Origin of the sequence: Undibacterium sp. RuRC25W (genome assembly GCF_049339825.1) — a bacterium.
GTDB lineage: Bacteria > Pseudomonadota > Gammaproteobacteria > Burkholderiales > Burkholderiaceae_D > Undibacterium.
In genome coordinates this window covers 59,376-77,232 of record NZ_JBMPPD010000009.1, presented here as the reverse complement: position 1 = coordinate 77,232, position 17,857 = coordinate 59,376, and the positions used below count along the sequence as shown (strand labels likewise).

Below are 17,857 nucleotides of genomic sequence, written 5' to 3'. Positions count from 1 at the left end.
CTAGTCGTCTAGCACCGCTGATTGTTACATTTTTTTCTACGAAATGCAGCAGATAACTGTGCTGTGTGACATCTGTAAGACAGAATTATGCTTGACGCTAGTTGACTGGTCTACTAAAATAAATAGCTATGACCCTATTATCCTCTCGCCCACTCCATCAAGACACCCGTGAACGCATTCTAGCGACAGGTGAAAGTCTGATCGCGGGTCGAGGGTTTAGCGCATTGGGACTCAGTGAAATTCTTGGTGCCGCGGAAGTGCCAAAAGGGTCGTTCTACCATTACTTTCAGTCCAAAGAAGGCTTTGGCGTGGCAATGCTAGAACGTTATTTCGCCGATTATCAGTCACGTCTGACTGCGTTATTTGGAGACAATCGCCTTTCAGCACAACAACGTTTGCTGACCTACTTCCAGAACTGGCAAACCACGACCGAAAGCAGCGAGTGTCACAAGCTTTGCCTTGCAGTCAAGTTAGCCGCTGAAGTCGCCGATCTGTCTGAGCCAATGCGTGTGGCATTAGCCGTGGGGATGAATGGCATTACTGCACAAATTGCCAACGTGGTGCGTACCGCACAGAGCGAAGGTAGTATTTCAGATAAACTCAATGCTGATGAAGTCGCCGAATCTTTGTACAGCACGTGGGTTGGCGCTTCTTTACTGACGAAGGTAAACCGTCAGATGCGTCCTTTGCAGCTCGCGTTCAGACAAACCAAAGCATTATTACAGTCTTCATAATTTATTTTCAACATCGCCTTAAATGCAACGTTAAATACAATGCATCGCAGGACATGGGCAGTAGCCCATTTTTTTGAATCAACAACTAGGCGACCGGTCTAATTTTAAGGAATAACTATGTATAGCAAATTACTCTCCCCCGTTCAAGCAGGCAGCGTACATCTGAACAACCGCGTTGTGATGGCGCCACTGACACGCTCACGCGCAGGTCAGCCGGGCGATGTACCACGCGCGCTGAATGTCGAATACTACGCGCAACGCGCCAGTGCTGGCCTGATCGTCACAGAAGCGAGCCAGATTTCTCGTCAAGGGCAAGGTTACGCATGGACACCTGGCATCTATACCGATGCGCAACAAGCTGGCTGGAAAACAGTCGTCGATGCGGTTCACGCTAAAGGCGGAAAAATCGCATTGCAGTTATGGCACGTTGGTCGCATCTCGCACAATCTGCTGCAAGAAAATGACGCAGCGCCTGTTTCCGCATCAGCGATCACTGCGGCTAACAGCCAATGCTTTGTGATTCAAAAAGATGGCACACCAGCAAATATTCAAACAGCTGAACCACGCGCTTTAGCTTTAGAAGAGATTCCTGGCATCGTTGATCAATATCGTCAGGCAACCATCCGTGCAAAAAATGCTGGTTTTGATTTGGTTGAAGTCCATGCCGCCAATGGATATTTGTTGCAGCAATTTATGTCCACCAACAGCAATGTGCGTACAGACGCTTATGGTGGCAGCCTTGAAAATCGTGCTCGCTTGACACTTGAAGCTGTGGACGCAGCCATTGCAGAGATCGGTGCTGACCGTGTCGGTGTTCGGATGTCTCCCAACTTTGTCGCACACGGCATCCACGATACAGAAGCAGAACCGATTGCGCTGTATCTGGCAAAAGAATTCACTAAGCGCGGCATTGCCTACCTGCACATCGCAGAACCAGATTGGGCTGGCGGCGCAGAATTGACTACGCATTTCCGTGAACAATTACGTCAAGCATTCCCAGGTACATTGATTTGCTGCGGTGGTTACACGGCAGAAGAAGCTGACGCCTTAATCAATAGCGGTCTGGCAGATGCTGTTGCATTCGGTCGTCCGTATATCGCTAACCCCGATCTGGTAGAGCGTTTTGCAGCAGGTGCAACACTCAACAAACCTGATCGCACAACGTTCTACGGTGGCGAAGAAAAAGGTTACACAGACTACCCAACGATGACACAAGCAGTTGTGTAATCGAGCAATCAACAAAACCTGACGTATTGCCGCTCCCTCGGCAAAGAAAAAGCATCTCGCCATTCAGTATGAACAGATGCTTTTTTTGTCTGCGCTCATTGGAGTACTCAGTGCATGGATAATCGGGCATGCAACTTCTGTTGAACAAGTGCTGCATTGCTCAATGAGTTGCGACAGGCTCGACTCCATTCTCTGTAAATCAGCAAGTTTCGCGCGCACCTGCGTCAGGCGTTCGCTGGCGATGTGCCGGATGGCTTCGCGGTCCTGACTATCCTCCAACTGCAATAGATGGGCGATCTCATCCAACGAAAACCCCAGATCCTGTGCACGTTTGATAAACCGGATGCGATCTGCCAATCTGGAAGGATACGTCCGAAAACCGCTATTGACGACAGGAATAGGCAACAAGGCACGCTTTTGGTAATAACGCACCGTCTCGACACCAACTCCCGCCGCTTGGGCGAGTTGTCCTATCGTATATTGATCATCATCAGATGTTTGTTTAGCTATCAGCATAAACTTCTTGACTCCGTAGTCAGGTACAGCGTCTATGATACGAGTAAATACCATGTAGAGGAAGCATCATGACCGAACAACATAGCAATCTTCAAGATAGTGCTCGCCAACATCAGGGGGGCTGCTGCAGTACGTCCACGACGGGCGGCGCCGGAGCGTTGGAAGAAAAAAAATACACCGATCCTGTTTGTGGCATGCAAGTCAGTAAAAGCACCGAAAAAACAGCCCGTTTTCAGGGGGTGGCTTATTACTTCTGCAGCTCCTCCTGTGTACAGAAATTTACGGCTACGCCAACAGATTATGTCAAAGCCAAACGCGTGATTGGTCTTAACAAAGTGCCCACTAGCGAAGCGAAGTCAGGCATTATTGAGCTCATGCAGGAAGATCAAGCAGGTGCATATACGGATCCCGTCTGCGGCATGCGTGTCAATGAGAAAAGCCCACACCACACCGACTATGCTGGTCAACGCTACTATTTTTGCTGTGCATCGTGTCTAAAAAAATTCGACGCAGACCCTGTAGCGTGGCGCGATCCTGCGCAACGTCCAGCACCCAAGCCCGTCGCTAAAGATGCGATCTACATGTGCCCTATGGATCCCGAAATCGAACAAGTTGGCCCAGGTATTTGTCCGATTTGCGGAATGGCGCTGGAACCAAAAGAAGCCAGCACCGAAGAAGACACGACCGAACTTGATGATATGCGGTGGCGTTTTAAACTCAGTCTGCTGTTCTGTATCCCGTTGCTGATCCTGAGTATGGGTGACATGATACCCCACGTTTCCTTCCACGCGTGGCTGGGCATGACGGTATTTGACTGGCTGCAATTTGCGCTGGCAACGCCCGTCGTCGTGTGGCTGGGACAGCCTTTTTTTGAACGGGCAATAGCATCGTTTAAAACTGGCCATCTAAATATGTTCAGTCTCATTGGTGTTGGCACCGGAACGGCGTACTTGTTCAGCTCATTCGCCCTCTTATTTCCAGGCACATTACCGGATGCCTTTACCATACAGGGAATGACGCCCTTATACTTTGAAGCAGCAGCGGTGATCATCAGTCTTGTGTTACTAGGACAGGTAATGGAATTGACTGCGCGCTCAAAAACGAACTTAGCGCTCAAAGCGTTGCTTGGTCTAACGCCAACAACAACGATACAAGTCGCACCTGATGGTACAGAAAAAGAACTTGCTGTCGCCGATGTCATCACAGGCAATATATTACGAATCAAACCTGGCACACATATACCCGTCGACGGCGTCGTCATTGACGGACATTCTTTTGTCGATGAGTCCATGCTGACAGGCGAGCCACTGGCCTGCGAAAAAACAGCGAACGATATCGTCCATGCTGGCACGATCAATCAGCAAGGCAGTCTAACGATGCGAGCTGAAAAAGTCGGTAAAGACACGCTACTGGCAAAGATCATCGACATGGTGAATCAGGCGAGTCGCTCACGCGCGCCCGTTCAACAACTCGCGGATCGCGTCGCAGGCTGGTTTGTCCCAATCGTGATTGCAGCGGCGATTGTCGCCTTTGCTGCATGGGCATGGTTCGGTCCCGCACCAGCGCTAGCGAATGGCCTCATGGCTGCGGTCTCGGTACTGATTATTGCCTGTCCATGTGCGTTAGGCCTAGCAACACCGATGTCAGTCACCGCGGGTATCGGTCGAGGTGCCATCGAAGGTATTTTAATCAAAAATGCAGAGTCCTTAGAGCACTTAGCCAACATCGATACCCTTGTCATCGATAAAACAGGCACGCTTACCGAAGGCAAACCTACGGTACAGGAATTCCATGTGGCACCTGACGAAGATGCGACAAAAATAATGGCTTTAGCGATTGCGATTGAACAGCAAAGTGAACATCCACTCGCCACAGCGATTATCGACTTTGTCCGACAAAAATTCCCAGCAAGCGCAGCCACTACAGCCGTGCTGCGTGATTTTAAATCGATCACCGGACAGGGTGTAGAAGCCCATATTGACGGCGTTCGCGTTTTACTCGGCAAACCTGCCTTGATCAGTGATGCAAGTATCAATATCAGCGTTTTTCAAAAAGAACTGAGTACCCTTGAAAACAATGGTCACAGCATCATGATGATGGCAATAGATCAGCGCGCCGTCGCATTATTTGGTATCGCCGACCGCATCAAAGAAAATAGCGCCGCGGCGATCACACAATTACAACAGCTCGGTATGCGTGTAATTTTACTCACGGGTGACAATAGCTCCGCTGCCGAGGCTGTTGCCCACCTGCTGCGCATCGATGAATTCCATGCCAATATGCTACCGGAAGATAAATTTCGCTTTATCACAACGCTGCAACAGCAAGGGCATCGTGTGGCAATGGCAGGGGATGGGATCAATGATGCGCCAGCGCTGGCAAAAGCGAACGTAGGCATTGCGATGGGGACGGGAACTGACATTGCCATGCACAGTGCGCTGGTCGTGCTGGTCAAAGGGGATTTACGTGGTATCGCAAAAGCGCGCAAGCTAAGCATCGCCACAATGAAAAATATCCGGCAAAATTTGTTTTTTGCGTTTGCCTATAACCTGATCGGCGTCCCTATCGCAGCCGGCATTCTGTATCCTTGGCTAGGGATATTACTCAGTCCAATGGTCGCCAGTGCCGCCATGAGCCTGAGTTCAGTATCCGTGATCAGTAATGCTTTACGACTGCGCACGTTAAAACTCTGAACAGGATGTGCAATTGAATCTGAAATCATTGTCAGCATCCTTAGTTTTCTACTTCAATTTTTCTGATTTTTACCTCAGGATTGATTTATGCGGCAACGCACAAAATACTGTAAAGCGGTAAAATAGAGGGCTGATTATGTCAGCCTTTTTAGCTTCAATATGAGCTTACCTGGCTGGCTTTCTTCTCTTATAAAGAACTTTATGCGCTCTCAACTCGCTTTTATTTTTGCTTCTGCTACTTTAGTACTCGCACCGCTGAGTGGTGCAGCAGACGCTGTTACTGCGCCCAAAATCACTCCCAAAAAATCAAATTCAAAAGCAACGACGTATACTGTCTACGCTGCTGGTGACATTGCTGAATGCAAGAAAGCACCCGCCGATCAGAGTATCGCGGCCCGCACTGCCGATATCATTTTCCACGGTTTGGAAGGAGACAAAAATGCCATCGCCATCACACTGGGAGACAATACCTACCCGGTAGGTCAACCAGAAGAGTTCAGTAATTGCTATGAACCAACCTGGGGGCGTTTTAAAGAGCGCACGTTACCTTCTCCTGGCAACCATGACTACGGCATGCCAAAAGCATTGGGTTACTTTAATTATTTCGGTGACATTGCCGGACCGGAACGTCGGGGCTACTATGCAACATCGCTCGGCACATGGCGTGTTGTCTCGCTCAACAGCAATCTGAATAAGCTGGAAATGCAAAAACAGATCGCTTGGTTGCAAACAGAACTTAGCACAAACAAACAATCCTGTACCCTCGCCTTCTGGCATCACCCAGCTTTCAGCTCCGGCGGCCACGGTAGCAACGACAATATGAAACCAATCTGGAAAATGTTAGCTCAAGCGAAAGCAGATATTGTTTTGAGTGGTCATGATCACGATTACGAGCGCTTTGCGCCGATGAACGAAGAGGGTGATAAAGACGAAAAAAATGGCATACGTAATTTTGTCGTGGGTACCGGCGGTGCGAAATTAACACCGATGTTTTTACCAAAATTAACAACAGAAATTCGTAGCAACTCTGCTAACGGTGTGCTCAAACTAACTTTGCATGAGAAAGCATACGAATGGGAATTTATCCCTATTCCAGGCACAACCTTTACCGACAAGGGTCAAGGTAGCTGCCACTGATGATCAGCTTTCTCCTCGCTGCTAAAACTCGCTATTCACAGTCGTATCGACTCATCGGTACCGGTATTAAGAAAGCATCACCTTCCTTCAGACACCGTTAAAAACATCTCTTAGAAATTCGCCTGCGAATATATAAATGCGATGATGTGGCGTATTACAAATTCAAATAAATGAATACGTTTTTTTAGGACTATAATCAACTACGGCTCAACAGCTTAGTACGTCTTTTCGTCTAAGTTGTTCCTTCCCGCGTCCGCCAGACGCATTACGGAGTCGTTATGCATATTGAAGAAACTCTGAGGCTTGATTTTAAAGACGTGTTGATCCGTCCCAAGCGCTCTACCCTCACCTCCCGTTCCCAAGTCGATTTAGAGCGTGAATTTGTCTTTCATCATTCACGTAAAACCTATCGTGGCATTCCTATTATTGCAGCCAATATGGATTCCACCGGCACCATCGAAATGGCGACCGCGTTAGAAGGGCATCAATTGTCAGTCGCATTGCATAAGCATTACGACGAGGACACACTAGTCAATTACTTCACTGGTTTACAAAAAAAATCGACCGCGTTTTATTCGATGGGTATTACGCAAACTGATTTTGAAAAATTTTCAGCAGTGATGACGCGCGCGCACAATGCCATCGAATACGTCTGTATCGATGTGGCGAATGGCTATACCGAGGGTTTTATCAACTACGTCAAAAAAGTCCGTACCACCTATCCTCATCTCACCATCATGGCTGGGAATGTCGTCACGGGTGACATCACCGAAGAATTAATCCTTGCCGGTGCAGACATCGTCAAAGTGGGAATCGGACCAGGTTCCGTTTGCACAACGCGTAAAATGACCGGTGTAGGTTATCCTCAATTATCAGCGATTATCGAATGTGCAGACGCAGCGCATGGCCTCGGCGGTCAAATTTGTGCTGATGGCGGCTGTGTCGTCCCAGGCGATCTGGCTAAAGCATTTGGCGGTGGTGCCGACTTTATTATGCTCGGTGGTATGTTAGCCGGCCACGATGAATGTGCGGGTGATCTAGTTGAACGTAATGGCGAAAAGTTTAAACGCTTTTACGGAATGAGCAGTCGGGCTGCCATGGATAAATATGCGGGTGGTGTCGCAAAATATCGCGCCTCAGAAGGAAAAGAAGTACTCATTCCCTACCGCGGTCCCGTTGATCAGAGTATGCAAGATATTCTCGGTGGCGTGCGTTCTGCGTGCACCTATGTTGGCGCACACAAGTTGAAAGAGCTGACCAAACGTACAACATTTATTCGCGTCACACAGCAACTCAACGAAGTTTTTGGTAAGTCCTGATCGTCTTTCAATACGTTCTGATCTGATGCAAAGCCACGTAGCACTGTCTCAAGTGAAACGTGGCAACATCAGTTCAACTTCTTCATCCCCCCAGCTTTTTAGTCAACGCTAAAGCGACTCTCGGCGAACTCCTCGCGTTAATCAGCATCGCTCCTTTTAGTGCCTGGCATACTTCCTGCTATTCATACAACAAAACAAGCTTCAGCTGACTAATTTGGTGCTTAATATATTGCGATAGCCAGATATCCATGTCAGCATGGGTGTTTTTTTGGTTCGACAAAGTGTGAGATTTTGTTAGTACCGTAAAAATTAGTAATCGCCAAGCGTCATTTGCATCGAAAAAGACCGCTGAAAATATGAGTAGCAACCGATTTATATGTGGAGAGATATGAATAAGGTAGTGAAGAAAAATTGGTATACCGAGTATAAGCTTTTAGGTTCGATGATCAGCGTTCTTTGCATCGGAACGATCATCACAGCATGCTCCAAAAATACACCCGCCGACGAGCCAAATCCAACAGCAATTTCGAACAGTGCCCCGGCGTCTTCAACGCAACCGACCGGTTTAGTCAAAAATCCGATCAGCCACAATAAAGTAGCAGATGTAACGCAATGGATGGATCAGGCCTCCACAAAAACGGCGGCACAATTAGCGCAAGAAGAAAAACTGGCCAAAGAGCAAAAAGAAGCAAAAGAAAAACAGATCCTCGAAGCAAAGCGCGCGTCTGATGGTAAAACTCAGAGCATAAAAAATGAAGGCAACTCTTCGCCTAGCCAATCAACGGCAGCGCAGGTCACCAAAACAACGGAAAGCAAACCAGTTGAACCAGCTCCTATCGTTGTTGCGGCGGCGCCTTCACAAGTTGCCAGTGTACCGCTGGCAACAAAAGTCAATTCCGAGCCAGAGCGAGTCGTATTGAAATTAGTGAACAACGTCCCTCCAAAGTTTCCCGTCAGCGCCGCAAAAGCGGGAGTCAGCGAAGGAACTGTCAGTGCGCGGATTCAAATAGATACTGACGGCAAGGTCTCAAAGGTGGAAATTCTTAAAGCACGTCCGACCAAAGTTTTTGAGAAAGAAGTGATTAGTGCTTTATCGCAATGGAAATATGCGCCGATCCCTAATCCACAAACAGCCGTGGTCGAATTCAGTTTCAAAGGCGATCAATAGAGCGCTGAGCAACAAGGTACGCTTAAAAAAGTTGAAAGTCCCTCTTCGCCAAAACGGATTTTATGTCTTGTTTTAGCTCCGAGGGACTAGCAATAAAGGCGTCTACACCGGCGTCAGAGCTCGCCTTTATTTGTGTACAAAAGTACGAGTAGAGAACGATCTTATACTATGAATTGGGAATCAGACCCAATTCAGGACCAGACATCAGTTTTTCGATATCAAGTAAAATAATCATCCGACCTTCGATATCCCCCAAGCCCAACAAATAATCGGTTGAAAAAGTCGATCCAAGCTCAGGTGCTGGTTTGATCGTTGTTGAGGACAATGTCACGACATCTGAAACGCTGTCGACGATCATTCCGATTACCTTGCCTTTGATATTGAGCACAATAACGACCGTCGAGTCGTCAAAATTATCCGCCCCAGTATTAAAACGCAAACGCATATCAATCACTGGCACGATAACACCGCGCAAATTCATGACCCCTTTGAGGTAATCTGGCGCATTAGCAATACGTGTCAACGTTTCGTAATTGCGGATTTCCTGCGTTTGCAAGATATGGATGCCATATTCTTCAGTACCAAGACGAAATGCCAGAAACTCTTGATCAATCTGAGGTTGAAATTGTTGCTGACTGTCAGCGGTTGGCGAAGCGAGATCAAATTCGCTCATGGCGATTTCTCCTAAAATAATGAAATGATGTTGTACTTAACATGTTAAGGAATCAGTTCAGGAACCAGACTTCATCGACACAAGCAGTAAGACAACCTTGGACTACAATCTAACACAAAGGCTAACATAATCATGCCCACAGGAAACACAAGCTAACAATTGACGGGGTTGATCCTCAACTTATTTTCCGTTTGCAACAGGTCCCTAACGAAAATATCGTGGTCTCACCGTTTTTTTGTCGCATTACTTCATTCCCGCCAACTGTCGCAACACATAAGCCGCTGCCATCATTCCAAACGACGCGGTAACAACAATCGATGAGCCAAACCCCGCACAATTGAGCCCTGTCACCCCTTGCGTACTGGTCGTTTCGGCATCGTGACCAAGCTCCGTAGCGGGACTCACTTCGCAGACCTCTGCGGTTTCGGGCATCGTCAGCACTTCCATCGAGAACACCGCATCGATCCCGAACTTGGTCTTTGAGCCACGAGGAAAGCCATGATTTTGTCGGAGACGCTTGCGAACCAACGCCAATAAAGGCTCTTGCTCAGTACGAGAAAGATCGCGAATCTCGATTTTTCCTGGGTCGGTCTGACCACCTGCTGCACCAATAGTGATCAGCGGCACTGCGTGTTGGCGGCAATACGCAATCAATGCTGTTTTCGCTTTGACGTTGTCAATTGCATCAATGACGTAATCAAATTGAGTTACCCCAATCATCGCCTCAAGGTTGTCGGGGCTGACAAAATCCTCGACCTCTGTCACTTGACAAAAAGGATTAATCAATGCGATTCGTTCGGACAAGGCTGTGACTTTCGCTTTGCCTAAGGTCTCGCTATTGGCCTGAATCTGTCGATTAATATTCGACTCAGCCACGTTATCAAGGTCAATCATCGTAATTTGACCAATCGCGCTACGCGCCAGGGCTTCGACTACCCAGGAACCAACACCTCCAACACCAATGACACATACATGGGCATGTTTAAAACGTTCCAGAGCGGCAGTACCGTACAACCGGGCAATGCCGCCAAAACGGCGTTCAAAATCGATATCTGAATTTTGTTGCATAATGAGCTTATTTAAGAATTACCCGTCATTTTACAAGACGGCGATTGATGTGTCGCAAGTAGCGTTAAAATGTGTATAGCATAATGAGATTAACCTCTCCAAAGGGAGTCAGCATGAATACCTTATTCGACAGTGCACCTGGCTTTGATCAGCCGTTAGCAGTGTTAAAACATTGTCATGACCGTATTCGTAAGCAACTAGCGACGATGGAGAAACTGGTCAGTCACCTTAACGATCTCGGGATTGATGAAGACGCACAACATGCAGCAAAAGCGGTGTTGCGCTACTTCCGTAAAGCTGCTCCGCAGCATCACGATGATGAGGAAATTGATCTATTACCCGAACTAGCGGCAACTGCCGTTGGCGATGATGCAACATTATTGAACGCATTGACGGCACAAATTCTGCAGCAGCACGGGCAGATGGGGCAACAGTGGAAAGTGTTAGAAACACAGCTGCAAGAAATTGAAGATGGTGAAGGTGCAGATTTGTCTGCGTCGGATGTTGAAGAATTTACCGCTCTATATGAAGAACACATGCGCATCGAAGAGACGCAAATCGCACCGATGGCAGCACGTTTATTCAACGAAGAGCAAATGAAAAAATTGGGCGCAGCGATGCAAGCACGCCGCGGTATTACCGCATAAGAAATAAGACATTGCATCACTGACAGCAGATGATTTTAAGCTGATTATTTTAAGGAAACCTATGTCTATCGCTGATATCCGCAAAGATTATCAACAAGCGAGCCTGTCCGAAACGGATGTTGCTGCAGATCCTATTCAACAATTTGCCACTTGGTTTGATCAGGCACTACAGGCTGATGTGGCAGAAGCGAACGCGATGAGTTTATCAACCGTCAACGCCGCAGGACGCCCTTCATCAAGGATTGTATTAATCAAAGAATTTGATCCGCGCGGTTTTTGTTGGTTCACCAACTATGACAGCGCAAAAGGCAATGATATTGCACAAAATCCGTATGCGGCACTGCTATTTTTCTGGACGGCGCTCGAACGTCAGGTACGTATTGAAGGCAAAATTGAAAAAATCTCTGCCCAAGAAAATGATACCTATTTTCATAGCCGCCCACTCGGTAGCCGCCATGGAGCGCATGCATCACAGCAAAGCCGCCCGATTCCTCATCGTGCCGCATTAGAAGATCAACTAGTCGCGGTGTTGGAAAAGTACGGCGACCAGCCGCCACGTCCTGAACATTGGGGCGGTTATCGACTCGTGCCTGAAAAAATCGAGTTCTGGCAAGGTCGCAGTTCGCGCTTGCACGATCGGATTGTCTACACACGGAATGCGGATGGTAGCTGGTCGATAGGTCGCCTACAGCCATAAACGCTCTGAGCCGATAGCATCATCGTTACCGTCCATTTCAATTGAAATTGGGCGGTATTTTTTTGTGCGTAGGCAAAAAAGAACTTCTTTCAGAGTAGTGTCATACAACGGTCATTTTATAGAAACTCCCTGTTACCAAACCACATGCTTGGCGACATAGACATCATGTTATTCTCTGCGCTTTATGTACTTACCGGCATTTTATGGGTAAAAGAAGAATCTTGCTATTGAGTGTTTCTGCAGGTGCAGGGCATCAACGTGCTGCTGAGGCAATACATATCAGTGCTTTACAGCGCAGCGAGGATTTGGAGGTATGTCATCTTGATGTCATGGATTTTGTGACGGCAGGATTTCGAAAAATCTATACCGACTTCTATATTAAACTTATCAACAAAGCGCCCACTTTATGGGGCTATCTGTACCACGCAACCAATGACGCGCAGCCGGATAGTACGATGGAGAAGCTGCGCCGTAGCGCGGAGCGCCTCAATGCGCGCCCGCTCCTGCGGGCTATCGCAGAGTTTACACCCGATGCTATTATCTGCACCCATTTTTTGCCAGCAGAGATGCTTTCACGCTTGATCTACAAAAAACGTCTACATTGTCCAGTCTGGGTACAAGTAACCGATTTTGATTTGCACCGGATGTGGATCCACGAACACATGTCCGGCTACTTTGCAGCGAATGAAGAGATTGCGCAGCGGATGCGATTGAGCGGCATCCCTGAACAACTTATTCATATCACTGGCATACCAGTAATGCCCACATTTACCCGGCAGCCAACGCGACAAATCTGTGCCACAGAAATTGGGTTGGATCCCGCGAAACCAACGGTATTATTGATGGGTGGTGGCGCTGGGTTAGGTGGTCTTGATCAGGTTGCACAACGACTATTGGCATTAAAAGTCGATTTTCAATTAATTGTACTTGCCGGTAAAAACCTATCTGCCCTCAAGGCGTTACAAGCGATGATGCTAGAACTACCAGGCAGACTTGTCGCTCTTGGCTTTTCGGATCAGGTTGAGCGCCTCATGGCCTGCTCTGATCTGGTCATTACTAAGCCAGGGGGGCTCACTACCTCGGAATGTCTGGCAATGGGATTGCCCATGATCGTTAACTCGCCGATCCCTGGGCAGGAAGAACGCAATGCGGATTACTTATTAGAGCAAGGTGTTGCACTCAAAGCCTATGATGATCTGAGCCTTGCTTACCGCCTTGAACTACTTTTATCCAACCCCAAAAAACTCCAGACAATGCGCGCCGCGGCGATCGCCTTAGGAAAACCAAATGCCGCTGCTGATGTTGTCTCTTTCGTTCTGAATTCCCCTATCAAACCTAAAGATTAGTCCCATGTCTCAGCCACATCCTATCAGAGCATTTTTTCTCACGTTCATGTGGGTCGCCTTACTTGCGATTTTTTTCTCGGAAGTAGAAATTCAGATTGAAGGGGCCGCGGGTTGGGGAGCCAATCTGCCGACGTGGCGTATTGAAAAACACTGGTTACTAGATTTATTTTGGGGAGGACGGGCAATGACTGGCTACCATGCGTGGGTATTTCCGTTCATTGCCATGTTTTTTCATTTTCCGTTTTTCTTTGGTGAGGCGTGGACACTCAAACTACAGGCCCGAGTCATTTCCTGTGTGATTGAGTTCTGGATTGTTGAAGATTTTTTATGGTTTGCTCTCAATCCTGCCTTTGGCTTAGAGCGGTTTAATCCTGAGATCGTGAAATGGCATCATCACTGGATGTGGGGTACGCCTGTTGATTACTGGATTGGTGGCCTCATTGCTGCGTTGCTGTTCTACTATTCATTTCGCCCACAGAAATAAACTGGTCACCAACAATTGGAGACCCTCAACAAATTTATCAGTTAATCGGTACAATCATCGTTATGATGAAACTACATGCAGATTATTCAGCTCGCGCTGTCGTACAAACAATGGACTTGCCTTGGACAGACTCTCCTGTGGCAGGCGTTCAACGAAAACTAATTGAGCGGGACGGCGATGAAATTGCCCGTGCGACATCCCTCGTACGCTATGCAGCTGGGGTGCAATTTTTTACGCATGAACATACATTAGGTGAGGAGTTTTTAGTCCTCGAGGGTGACTTTAACGATGAATTCGGCACCTACGGCCCAGGTACCTATGTGAAAAATCCACCCGGCTCATCCCACGCGCCGTTTACCGTTGGTGGCTGCACCATCCTCGTCAAATTGCGGCATCTGGACATCAACGATACAGAGCGAGTCGTTCTCAGTACAACGAACGCTGTCTGGTGTCCGGGTACAGTCCTAGGACTATCAGTTCTTCCCTTGTCTGATTTCGGTACCAGTCATACCGCAATGGTGAGATGGCAACGTGGCACGCAATTTAATATGCACAAGCATTTTGGTGGTGAAGAGATATTTGTTCTGGAAGGAGTATTTCAGGATGAAATGGGAGACTATCCTGCTGGCACATGGATCAGAAGTCCACACATGAGTTCACATGTGCCCTCGAGTGAACAAGGTTGTCTGATTCTCGTTAAAACTGGACACCTACCTCTGCCCCATCATTAGAAATTAGAAATCACAAGTTCCAAATGAAACAAAAAATAGTTCTACGGCATCTCAGCCAAGACAGCGCGTGCTATAGACGCAGTGCATACGTCGGCATCTAGCATCATCACTGTCATTCAGTATCAATGAACGTCCACGTGTCCGCACCATCAAAATAGCGCACCTTGACTTGCTCTTGTAACCTAAGATCAAAATTGCGTAAATTAATGCCGTGGCTTGTTCCCAGCTCACCATCGATGGGCTCCCAATGAGTCACACATCCGCAGTAGTTGCAACGAATTGTTTTCAGCGTCTTGTCTCCCCACACGTAGTTGCTCGTGTGCTCAGGATGCCCCTCGATGCGCACAGAACCAAACGGATAGCGCGCCCACAGAGCGCCAAGACGCCGACATAACGAGCAATTACACGCGATTGCTGTTTCTGGTATCGAAGGCAGCATTAAGCGTACTGCACCGCAGTGGCAAGAACCTTCTAGTCCTGGTTGTTCGGACGTGACATACGTCATTCAAAGACTCCTCAATCAGAAAAAATTTGCTGTTGATATTTTCTAAATATTAACAACTTTCGACGCCTTCCGAAGGCTTTCAACGGAAAATTAAGAGCAGCACAATGACTGTTAAATATTTGTAAATTTACAAAAAATTACAGCTTGCTGGCGGTATGCCTCCTACACTGCATTTCCCCAAAATGACTGCAGACGATATCGACCATGTTCTACTTCAGAATCAAAGATAGCTTACGCACTTTATTTCGTATCCGTCAAATCCGATGTTCTCCACCCACCGGCGCAAAACCACCGCTCGGAAGTACTATCGTGCTCAATACCTTAAAAATGCAATTACTCGTCCCGATTGATAACGAGCAATGGCAATGGCTTAGTCATCGTGGCTGGCGCGCCTTAGATATGCGCAAAAACCGCCGCCGTTATTACCGCGTTCCCAAGGCAGCCGTTGAACGCTTCATTCTTGCCAGTGCAGAAGATCGTGACAAGCTGTATCAACGCCTAGTGACGTATCCATATACACACAGATTTCTCGAATAGGGCGCGGATACGCTATCGCAGCAGTGTTTCTTGCCATTGCTGATGCGGCATCAATCAATGACCGTTGATGAATCCCCAATATCGACGGCTGACGCCACAATGAGTCTGCCTTCAGCGATGACATGTTGCAATCTCTATTTCTGATCAAAATCATCATTTTTATTACCAAAAACATATCACACATACACATCCTCTCGCTAAACTTGTCTTACGTAAATTTCGGCATGTCCTGAAACCTTATAAAATTAATTTTTAGACAATACTCAAGCTGCCAGCAAGAAGGTAAAATGCCGCATGCAAAATTTTAGTGACGACACCCACGCACAGAATGAGGATGACCTCGCTCTGCAGACGTATTTTAAAACTGGTATTTCTCCCGATGACGTTTCCGCCGTTTTTCCGTTGAGACGTGGCCAGCCTGTGCTTCAGGCTTTCACAGCCTTGTTTCATGGTGGGTTTAACGGTGTCTTGTTACGTCTACTGGTGTTGCGCGAGCTGACAGCTGACGTTGATTCTCCATCCCTGACCCGCGCCGACATCAATGCGAAGCTCGGTTATCTGGAACCCGAGGCACTCGAAACGGTCCTTGCGCGGCTACGTTCGACTGGACTACTCATCTGGGATGCGAGTCAATCGGTCTACAGGATCGCACCAACGGCGCGTAATGTTCTGTCGGCCGTGGAGTCATTGTTACAAGTCGAAGAAAACAACGACCAGGCAGAAATGAGCTATATGCTGACTCAGGTCGCTGGTGCGCAAGCGGTTGGTGGTGTCTCAGTTGAGCAATTACATCATCTTCTGGGACGCCTGATTGAGCTGACAGAAGAATTCTCAGATGCGATCGCCTCAGGCTCTGAATTTCAGCTCCGCGCAGCGCAGCAAAAATGGCATACTGCTTGTGACTGGGTTGAAAAAGGCTCACAGATTATTCATGCCATTACGCATGATGAACGTGCTGACGCTGCGACCCATCGTGCAGCACAAGCGATTGGCCGTGCCCAGAGTGCGCTATTGAATATGCAAGGGATGTTTTCACGGGCACTCAATCAGATCGAGCGTCAGCGCGTGCATCTGGGACAATCTGGTTTATCGACCACCGATATTAAAACTTGGTTACTACAAAAGGATGACCTCGCTGCACTAGCAGACGACGCCTTGGCGCAGCCAGTCACACCGTTGTTTATCACGCCATCGGAAATGATCGATGTCGCCGAAAGTGAATTATTGAGCCATCGTGTGTCGGCAATTGCAGGCGCGTTACCGGTCGGCGAAAACGCGATTTCTGTTGCCAATGATGAGAGCGACGCTTTGCATGAACTAGACCACTGGCTTGGTTTATTAGATAAGACCGATGTGAAAGAAAAATCCATCGCTCTGCAAGATATTTTGTTGCCAGCCAATTTTGCGATTGCCTCTTACCGTGCTTCGATGTTGCCACTCCTTGGCGACGCCAATGAATCTGCATTACAAGGCGCGACAGGTACGCTGGCACGACTCCCCCTGGTATTCAATTCCAAGGACAAAATGCAAAAGCTTAATGATCCGCATATCGCGGCAATGTCTATTGCCAGTCTGAGTATCAGCACCCGCCACGACATAGATCCGGCAGTCGTCGCTTCATCCGTACCAAACAGAGAAACACCATGACTGAAGATGCACAAATTCTGATCGCCCGCCTGTTGGCGCACCAAACCTTGCGTCGTGAAGATAAGCTCGTTAAACGTGCCTTGTCAGATGAGATTTTCCGGACTGAATTAGATACGCGGCTCAAAGCCTGCGGTATGAAATTCATCGATAACGTCTATGCGGACTACGTCACATTGGCACTTACTCGCGATAGTGAGTCGAAAGTGTTTGGTACGAAAGAAACCTGGCAGAACAATAATTTCGGACTGGCAAGGGATGGCGTTGCGCTATTAGTTGTATTGTGGTCACTGATCATCTTGCCAAAACGCGAAAGGCAGGAAGCCCATCAACTGGCAGAAGAAGATCAAAACGATATGTTCGGTAAAGAGAAGCCGTTGCCACGTGCCGAAGATACATCGATTGGTATTTCTTATCGTGCATTGCTGGCTGATTTCGGCGACAAACTCGGCAAAAAAACCCGCATGGATATGAACCTGGGCCAGCTGGCCAGGGTTGGTTTTATTGAACGTAAAGGCGATATGATTTTAGAGGGACCGTTACTCGATCTCTTGATGGACACCGACACGCTGAAAGACCGCATCATTAACGGTGCGCTATCGGATATTTTCCATCTTCCAGCGCCACGTACACCCGCTGTGATCGCTACCGCTACGGATATCGCTACAGATGACGATGTGCGAAGCAATGAAGAAGCAGTGCCCGATCCCGAGTGATGTGCAATCGGTTTT

Annotated in this window: 18 protein-coding genes; 14 read left to right on the top strand and 4 right to left on the bottom strand. The window is 47.9% G+C overall.

Translation table 11 applies throughout. From position 1 onward, the window contains the following. Window positions 1-128: 128 nt before the first annotated feature. Together ACO0KV_RS06365 and ACO0KV_RS06360 are read left to right on the top strand one after the other, a co-directional pair. Entirely contained in the window at window positions 129-734 is a 606-nt protein-coding gene (locus ACO0KV_RS06365; RefSeq protein WP_423041037.1) for a TetR/AcrR family transcriptional regulator, read from the top strand. 117 nt (window positions 735-851) lie between these two features. After that, window positions 852-1,961 carry an alkene reductase gene (locus ACO0KV_RS06360; RefSeq protein WP_423041035.1) on the top strand — a complete coding sequence of 370 codons (1,110 nt, stop codon included), beginning with the start codon at window positions 852-854 and terminating at the stop codon, window positions 1,959-1,961. Window positions 1,962-2,024: 63 nt separating this feature from the next. On the opposite strand, the gene ACO0KV_RS06355 is transcribed toward ACO0KV_RS06360, so the two are convergent. After that, a complete protein-coding gene (locus ACO0KV_RS06355) occupies window positions 2,025-2,477 on the bottom strand; it encodes a MerR family transcriptional regulator (RefSeq protein WP_423041033.1) in 453 nt (150 codons plus the stop codon). A gap of 68 nt (window positions 2,478-2,545) precedes the next feature. Here ACO0KV_RS06355 and ACO0KV_RS06350 point away from each other — a divergent pair, with 68 nt between their 5' ends. From ACO0KV_RS06350 to ACO0KV_RS06335, 4 genes are all read left to right on the top strand, one after another. After that, window positions 2,546-5,170 (top strand): heavy metal translocating P-type ATPase, encoded by a 2,625-nt coding sequence (locus tag ACO0KV_RS06350; protein ID WP_423041031.1) that lies wholly within the window; start codon window positions 2,546-2,548, stop codon window positions 5,168-5,170. A 201-nt stretch (window positions 5,171-5,371) separates the two neighbouring features. After that, complete coding sequence (locus tag ACO0KV_RS06345) at window positions 5,372-6,307, top strand: metallophosphoesterase family protein (protein ID WP_423041029.1); 936 nt, start codon at window positions 5,372-5,374, stop codon at window positions 6,305-6,307. A gap of 278 nt (window positions 6,308-6,585) precedes the next feature. Continuing rightward, the gene (locus ACO0KV_RS06340) at window positions 6,586-7,626 is read left to right on the top strand and encodes a GMP reductase (protein WP_423041027.1); all 1,041 of its coding nucleotides are present in this window, start codon (window positions 6,586-6,588) and stop codon (window positions 7,624-7,626) included. Between the two features lie 388 nt (window positions 7,627-8,014). Further along, window positions 8,015-8,794 carry an energy transducer TonB gene (locus ACO0KV_RS06335; protein ID WP_423041025.1) on the top strand — a complete coding sequence of 260 codons (780 nt, stop codon included), beginning with the start codon at window positions 8,015-8,017 and terminating at the stop codon, window positions 8,792-8,794. Between the two features lie 166 nt (window positions 8,795-8,960). Here the strand turns inward: ACO0KV_RS06335 and ACO0KV_RS06330 are convergent, their stop codons facing one another. Both ACO0KV_RS06330 and ACO0KV_RS06325 read right to left on the bottom strand, forming a co-directional pair. Then, entirely contained in the window at window positions 8,961-9,467 is a 507-nt protein-coding gene (locus ACO0KV_RS06330) for a chemotaxis protein CheW (RefSeq protein ID WP_423041023.1), read from the bottom strand. Window positions 9,468-9,710: 243 nt separating this feature from the next. Beyond that, complete coding sequence (locus tag ACO0KV_RS06325) at window positions 9,711-10,535, bottom strand: tRNA threonylcarbamoyladenosine dehydratase (RefSeq protein WP_423041021.1); 825 nt, start codon at window positions 10,533-10,535, stop codon at window positions 9,711-9,713. A 113-nt stretch (window positions 10,536-10,648) separates the two neighbouring features. Between ACO0KV_RS06325 and ACO0KV_RS06320 the strand changes: the two genes are divergently transcribed. The 5 genes from ACO0KV_RS06320 (at window position 10,649) to ACO0KV_RS06300 (ending at window position 14,440) form a co-directional block, all read left to right on the top strand. Continuing rightward, window positions 10,649-11,182 (top strand): hemerythrin domain-containing protein, encoded by a 534-nt coding sequence (locus ACO0KV_RS06320; RefSeq protein WP_423041019.1) that lies wholly within the window; start codon window positions 10,649-10,651, stop codon window positions 11,180-11,182. Window positions 11,183-11,243: 61 nt separating this feature from the next. Then, window positions 11,244-11,879, top strand: a complete 636-nt coding sequence (gene pdxH / locus ACO0KV_RS06315; protein WP_423041017.1) for a pyridoxamine 5'-phosphate oxidase — start codon at window positions 11,244-11,246, stop codon at window positions 11,877-11,879. Window positions 11,880-12,082: 203 nt separating this feature from the next. Next, a complete protein-coding gene (locus tag ACO0KV_RS06310) occupies window positions 12,083-13,225 on the top strand; it encodes an MGDG synthase family glycosyltransferase (RefSeq protein WP_423041015.1) in 1,143 nt (380 codons plus the stop codon). A gap of 4 nt (window positions 13,226-13,229) precedes the next feature. After that, the gene (locus tag ACO0KV_RS06305) at window positions 13,230-13,709 is read left to right on the top strand and encodes a hypothetical protein (protein WP_423041013.1); all 480 of its coding nucleotides are present in this window, start codon (window positions 13,230-13,232) and stop codon (window positions 13,707-13,709) included. 65 nt (window positions 13,710-13,774) lie between these two features. Next, window positions 13,775-14,440 carry a cupin domain-containing protein gene (locus tag ACO0KV_RS06300; RefSeq protein WP_423041081.1) on the top strand — a complete coding sequence of 222 codons (666 nt, stop codon included), beginning with the start codon at window positions 13,775-13,777 and terminating at the stop codon, window positions 14,438-14,440. Window positions 14,441-14,552: 112 nt separating this feature from the next. Here ACO0KV_RS06300 and ACO0KV_RS06295 read toward each other — a convergent pair whose 3' ends face one another. Then, window positions 14,553-14,945 carry a GFA family protein gene (locus tag ACO0KV_RS06295; protein ID WP_423041011.1) on the bottom strand — a complete coding sequence of 131 codons (393 nt, stop codon included), beginning with the start codon at window positions 14,943-14,945 and terminating at the stop codon, window positions 14,553-14,555. Between the two features lie 204 nt (window positions 14,946-15,149). On the opposite strand from ACO0KV_RS06295, the gene ACO0KV_RS06290 reads away from it, so the two are divergent. The 3 genes from ACO0KV_RS06290 (at window position 15,150) to ACO0KV_RS06280 (ending at window position 17,842) form a co-directional block, all read left to right on the top strand. Next, window positions 15,150-15,482, top strand: coding sequence for a hypothetical protein (locus ACO0KV_RS06290; protein ID WP_423041009.1), 333 nt, complete (start codon window positions 15,150-15,152; stop codon window positions 15,480-15,482). Window positions 15,483-15,776: 294 nt separating this feature from the next. Continuing rightward, on the top strand, window positions 15,777-17,129 hold the full coding sequence (locus ACO0KV_RS06285) for a hypothetical protein (protein WP_423041007.1): 1,353 nt from the start codon (window positions 15,777-15,779) through the stop codon (window positions 17,127-17,129). Continuing rightward, window positions 17,126-17,842, top strand: a complete 717-nt coding sequence (locus tag ACO0KV_RS06280) for a hypothetical protein (protein WP_423041005.1) — start codon at window positions 17,126-17,128, stop codon at window positions 17,840-17,842. Before ACO0KV_RS06285 ends, ACO0KV_RS06280 begins: the two co-directional genes overlap by 4 nt. The last annotated feature ends 15 nt before the right edge of the window (window positions 17,843-17,857 follow it).

Bases quoted from the DNA above. Each gene is read 5' to 3' on its own strand.
- pdxH (WP_423041017.1), top strand. From the start codon at position 11,244: ATGTCTATCGCTGATATCCGCAAAGATTATCAACAAGCGAGCCTGTCC.
- ACO0KV_RS06295 (WP_423041011.1), bottom strand. From the start codon at position 14,945: ATGACGTATGTCACGTCCGAACAACCAGGACTAGAAGGTTCTTGCCAC.
- ACO0KV_RS06330 (WP_423041023.1), bottom strand. From the start codon at position 9,467: ATGAGCGAATTTGATCTCGCTTCGCCAACCGCTGACAGTCAGCAACAA.
- ACO0KV_RS06340 (WP_423041027.1), top strand. From the start codon at position 6,586: ATGCATATTGAAGAAACTCTGAGGCTTGATTTTAAAGACGTGTTGATC.
- ACO0KV_RS06300 (WP_423041081.1), top strand. From the start codon at position 13,775: ATGAAACTACATGCAGATTATTCAGCTCGCGCTGTCGTACAAACAATG.
- ACO0KV_RS06360 (WP_423041035.1), top strand. From the start codon at position 852: ATGTATAGCAAATTACTCTCCCCCGTTCAAGCAGGCAGCGTACATCTG.
- ACO0KV_RS06280 (WP_423041005.1), top strand. From the start codon at position 17,126: ATGACTGAAGATGCACAAATTCTGATCGCCCGCCTGTTGGCGCACCAA.
- ACO0KV_RS06335 (WP_423041025.1), top strand. From the start codon at position 8,015: ATGAATAAGGTAGTGAAGAAAAATTGGTATACCGAGTATAAGCTTTTA.
- ACO0KV_RS06285 (WP_423041007.1), top strand. From the start codon at position 15,777: ATGCAAAATTTTAGTGACGACACCCACGCACAGAATGAGGATGACCTC.
- ACO0KV_RS06365 (WP_423041037.1), top strand. From the start codon at position 129: ATGACCCTATTATCCTCTCGCCCACTCCATCAAGACACCCGTGAACGC.
- ACO0KV_RS06350 (WP_423041031.1), top strand. From the start codon at position 2,546: ATGACCGAACAACATAGCAATCTTCAAGATAGTGCTCGCCAACATCAG.
- ACO0KV_RS06355 (WP_423041033.1), bottom strand. From the start codon at position 2,477: ATGCTGATAGCTAAACAAACATCTGATGATGATCAATATACGATAGGA.
- ACO0KV_RS06305 (WP_423041013.1), top strand. From the start codon at position 13,230: ATGTCTCAGCCACATCCTATCAGAGCATTTTTTCTCACGTTCATGTGG.
- ACO0KV_RS06325 (WP_423041021.1), bottom strand. From the start codon at position 10,535: ATGCAACAAAATTCAGATATCGATTTTGAACGCCGTTTTGGCGGCATT.
- ACO0KV_RS06290 (WP_423041009.1), top strand. From the start codon at position 15,150: ATGTTCTACTTCAGAATCAAAGATAGCTTACGCACTTTATTTCGTATC.
- ACO0KV_RS06310 (WP_423041015.1), top strand. From the start codon at position 12,083: ATGGGTAAAAGAAGAATCTTGCTATTGAGTGTTTCTGCAGGTGCAGGG.
- ACO0KV_RS06345 (WP_423041029.1), top strand. From the start codon at position 5,372: ATGCGCTCTCAACTCGCTTTTATTTTTGCTTCTGCTACTTTAGTACTC.
- ACO0KV_RS06320 (WP_423041019.1), top strand. From the start codon at position 10,649: ATGAATACCTTATTCGACAGTGCACCTGGCTTTGATCAGCCGTTAGCA.